This is a genomic window from Mangrovibacterium sp. (genome assembly GCF_059905295.1).
In genome coordinates, this window is sequence record NZ_JBZQJF010000098.1 from 1 (window position 1) to 4,574 (window position 4,574).

Sequence of the window (4,574 nt, forward strand, 5' to 3'; positions counted from 1 at the left end):
ACCAATGACTTCCTGCCCCAACGATACAACCATATCAGGAAATGGTTTTCCAATAACAGAATAACTCGACTTTGATTCAATCAGCATCAAAGGAGCCAAGCTGTCTCCATTCCGGATAAAAATAGTATCGCCAACCAACAAATCATTTGTCCCGTCAAAACGCACATATATATTTTGACTGGTGATATAGGTCACCTTTCCTGTAAATTCATTTTGTTTGTGTTGTGCCTGAACCGGCAAGAACATACACACCAATACGGTCAATAAAAGGATCCTGCCAACAGTAGGCTCCAATAGTATTCGTGGTATTTGTATTTCTTGCAACATGTTCATTTTTCTGTTTGAAACACATTAATCCTCAGCTCGCCCTGTAGGGTGACAAGAATAACAAGCCTCGCTTTGGTAGCTGTAATTGGATACCTCCTGATGATGGCTATCGGTATCCGTCTGATTATGCACATGACAGGTGAAGCAGGTGAAGTCGGCATAACTGGAGCTATTGTTATGGCAATCTACACAGGAGCTCCATTCTCCATTATGCCTACCCGAGTAAATCGGAAAATACTGGCTGTCGTGCTGTTTGAAATCGGCGGCATCCCATCCGGAATCTGTTGTGTGGCAAAGACTGCAATCAGTAGAAAAACCAGCTTGCTGATGATTCGGATCTGTCGTTGAATTATAATCATTTTCATGACATGCAAAACAGTCAGTTGATGGTTTCACACCCGGATCAGTATGACAGTCCGCACAACTTACAGAGCTATGTCCTCCGGTAAGCGGGAATGTGCTATGATCAAACCGGGCAACATCCCAACTACGATCACTTGTTTGATGACACTCCGTACAGTTGGTCGAGAAACCAACCTGTTGGTGATTCGGATCTGTTGTGCCATTATAATCGGACAGATGACAAGAGATACAATCAGTTGGCAACTTCCCAAATGTTCCGCTGGTATGGCATTCGAAGCAACTAATGGCATGTCCACCGCTAAGCGGGAAAAAATCATGTTCGAAATTGGTCGCGTTCCAGGAAACAGCATGAGCACTGTGACAGTCTACACAATTAGTTGAATAGCCTGCCTCCTGATGATTGGGACTGGTTGTTGCCATGTAATCCTTTTGATGGCAATTGATACAATCAATATTCAACGGTTCAAATTGCAGATTACTGGCAGTAAGGTGACATTCAAAACAATCGGCAGTAGCATGTGCTCCGGTTAAGGGGAAGCGAGTTTGCCGGTGTATTTGATTCACATTCGTTACGATCCAGTTTTGCGAATTGTGACAGCGCTGGCAATCAGATCCCAGCGTATTGTTGTGCATATCCAGGTGGCAGGATACACATTCGCTCTCTGCTTCAGAAAAAACCAGGTTCGTGTGACAGGCCTTACACTCAACCAATTGATGTGCCCCTAAAAGTTTAAAGGATGTCTGGCTATGATCGAACGTTTTGTCCAACTGTAACAGGTCCCAGCTTTCAGGCGAATGGCATGAAGCGCAATCTATCTTGAAATCTTTCCCATGAGGCGACTGAGAAAAACTGATCTGGAAGATCCCCAACAGGAAAACTAATAATGACAATCGGCGCATCTAATTTCATTTTTTAGTTTGTACTTCGTGAATGTCCCCTCCTGATCTTGCACTGACGGATGACATTTTACACAAGCTGTTTGAGCATGCTGCCCTTCCAACTTAAAGCGGCTCTTGTCATGATCGAAATAACTTGGAGTCCAGGCATTCGACTGGTGACAATTGGCACAATTCGTTTTTCCCTTTACCTGAAATTGTCCTCTATGTATATCTCGGTGACAGCTTTCACAGTCTTTATTCAATCCGGAAAAATACTGTTCAACTTGATTACCCTCCTTTTTAAAGTGACACGAACGACAATCTGCTATGGCGTGCTTACCGGTTAATGCAAAACCGGTTTTTTGATGATCATATTCAACCTCAGACCATGTTATAACGCTATGACACAGCTGACAATTTTGTTGCGGCATATATTTTTCAGCAATTTTACCACGATGAATATTCTCGTGGCAATCTACACAACGCTCCCCGATTTGCCGGAACTCCCACCTACTCTCCTTTTTGTGACAAGCAAAACAAGGTGTTGCCAGGTGAGCTCCTTCCAATTTAAATTTCAATTGATCGTGCTTTTCTATGGTGAACGATGAACCAGCGAAACCGGTTACATCATGACAGGCAGAACAATCCGGCTTACTCATCTTGGTGGTAAACTGCCCCATGTGATAATCATCGTGACAATCAGTGCATTTATCATGCGCTAAAGGTGCAGTTAATGAATGCTGATGGCATGATCGGCAACTAACCAGCCGATGCTTAGCTTCCAAGGGGAAGTTTGTTCTTTGATGATCAAAATTTGTTAATCCGGCAACCTGATGAAACGAATTCTCGTTATGACAGGATGTACATTGTTGTCCGAATTTATTCTGATGCACATCGTTATGACAGGATGTACAATTCGCAAATTTCACCCCTGAAAATTGCTGAAAATCCTTCCCTTGTCGCTCCGCCTTTGGGTGACACTTTTCACAAGCCACCTGCTGATGTTTACCTTTTAATTTGAAAGCCGCTTTCTGATGATCGAAATTTACGGCCGGCTTAAACGACTCGAAACCATGACAGGAAGCACAATCCTCCGGCAATGTGTTTTGATGATAATCCTCGTGACAGGAAAGACATTTTTGCGCTAAGCCAAGAAAACTCCCCTTCTTTTTTTTCAAAGAGGCTTGTTGAATATTCTTAACCTGATGACAGTCTGCACATTTTACTTCCCGGTGTTTACCCATCAATTTGTAACCGGTCAAATTGTGATTAAAACTCGCTTCATCCAACCGGATCAATTGAAAGTTACGTCCATGATGTTCGCTGTGGCAGGCAAAACAATCTTTACCTTTCACCTCAACCGAAGCATGATAACCATCCTCGTTTTTAATTAATGCTTGAATTTCTTCGTGACAGGCTAAACACTTTTGGTTCGTCACTTTTTCGCCTAATACGTGACATTGAGTGCAATTACTCAGTCCCTCCAGTTTCTGATGCGCCAAGGTTAACTCACCGGGAGAAATTTGAGCAAACACCACTATAGGTGTAAGGAACAGTAACAATATGTAGGTTAGCTTTTTCAACTATTCTATGGTCTTATAATAAGTGAGTCCGGTACTTGTCCGGGAGCCTAAATTTTATGCTTCAGAACGGCTTCTCCAAATTTCCGGCTAATCTTGACACCTGCTTTTTCCAAAAACTGAGTCGGCAATTCCCCCCCTGCGAAGATGTATACCAAGTCGTTTTCAATCTCCCTTGCCTGCTGTTCCCCTTCAACCGCAATTGTAACCTCAGACTGTTCAATCCGAACAACATTCGAACGAAACAACACCTGCAGTTTTCCTGTTTTTCCCGCTTCCTCAATTCGTTGCTTGTTGGCCGGTTTCAGTCTTGAAAAAACTTCCCCCCGGTAGGAAAGTACGACCTTATTTTGTCCGACCAGCAGTAAGGCTGATTCAATAGCAGAGTCACCACCACCAACTACCAAAATCTTTTTTCCCCTTATCCGCTCCGGCTCCAGCAACCGATAAGCCACATTGGAATGCTCTTCTCCGGGAACATTCAGCTTTCGGGGTGTGCCACGACGCCCTATCGCCAATAAAACCTTTCGCGCAGTATAAGTCTCACCGCTTTGTGTTGAAAGCTCAAAATGACCATTCACCTGGCTTATCGCTTCAACTTTGACATTCTCCTGAATAGTAATTGCATATTTTCCAAGTACCAGTTGCCACAAATCCAGCAACTCCTGTTTGCTGGTTTCAAACAAGCGAACTTTACCATGTAGCGGAAGATCCATTGGTGAAGTCATTACTATTTTTGAACGGGGAAAACTAAAGACTGTTCCTCCCAGCGAATCCTGTTCCAGGGTGAGCGTAGTTAATCCTAACTTTTTAGCCTCTAAAGAGGCTGAAATACCGGCCGGACCGGCTCCAACAATGACTAAGTCATAATCAGCCACGATACTCCGATTCAATCCTTTTGCTAAATTCTCAACAGCTTGCCGTCCCTGTTCCACAGCATTACGGATCAGCCCCATCCCACCGATTTCGCCGGCAATAAACAGGCCGGAAACATTCGTTTCGAAGTTCTGATCAACATGAGGCAGGTCCACTCCCCGCTTTTCTGTTCCCAGGCATAAGGTGATGGCTTGGGTTGGACAAGCATGGAAACAGGCACCATGTCCCACACATCGAGAGGCATTGATAGTCGTTGCATGACCGTTTACAATTCCCAGAACATCCTTTTCGGGACAAGCCAAAATACAGGCACCACTTTGAATACACGATTTCGGATCGACCACCGGATGAAGCGACACCGGTTCGTAAAGGCCCGCTGATTTAGCCTGTTCTATTTTATTAGCGACTGACTGGTTTTGTCGCCGAAGTTTACGGAGGTAAACCCAAAGAATCATTCCGAAGACCAAGGCCACAAGCCCGTATATAACGATATTTTCAACCAGTGTTTCACTCATATCAAAAAATCCAACGGTAACCAAAAGCCAGCGC

At 44.1% G+C, this 4,574-nt stretch carries 4 protein-coding genes; all 4 read right to left on the bottom strand.

Annotation, left to right across the window (positions count from 1 at the left end; genetic code table 11):
- Window positions 1-327: hypothetical protein (locus AC37HE_RS05285; protein WP_500781744.1), on the bottom strand; the 327-nt coding region annotated here is incomplete at its 3' end.
- A 24-nt stretch (window positions 328-351) separates the two neighbouring features.
- A complete protein-coding gene (locus AC37HE_RS05290) occupies window positions 352-1,590 on the bottom strand; it encodes a hypothetical protein (protein WP_500781745.1) in 1,239 nt (412 codons plus the stop codon).
- Window positions 1,569-3,152 (bottom strand): cytochrome c3 family protein, encoded by a 1,584-nt coding sequence (locus AC37HE_RS05295; RefSeq protein ID WP_500781746.1) that lies wholly within the window; start codon window positions 3,150-3,152, stop codon window positions 1,569-1,571. The genes AC37HE_RS05290 and AC37HE_RS05295 overlap by 22 nt, the downstream gene beginning before the upstream one ends.
- 47 nt (window positions 3,153-3,199) lie before the next feature.
- Window positions 3,200-4,574: NAD(P)-binding domain-containing protein (locus tag AC37HE_RS05300; protein ID WP_500781747.1), on the bottom strand; the 1,375-nt coding region annotated here is incomplete at its 5' end.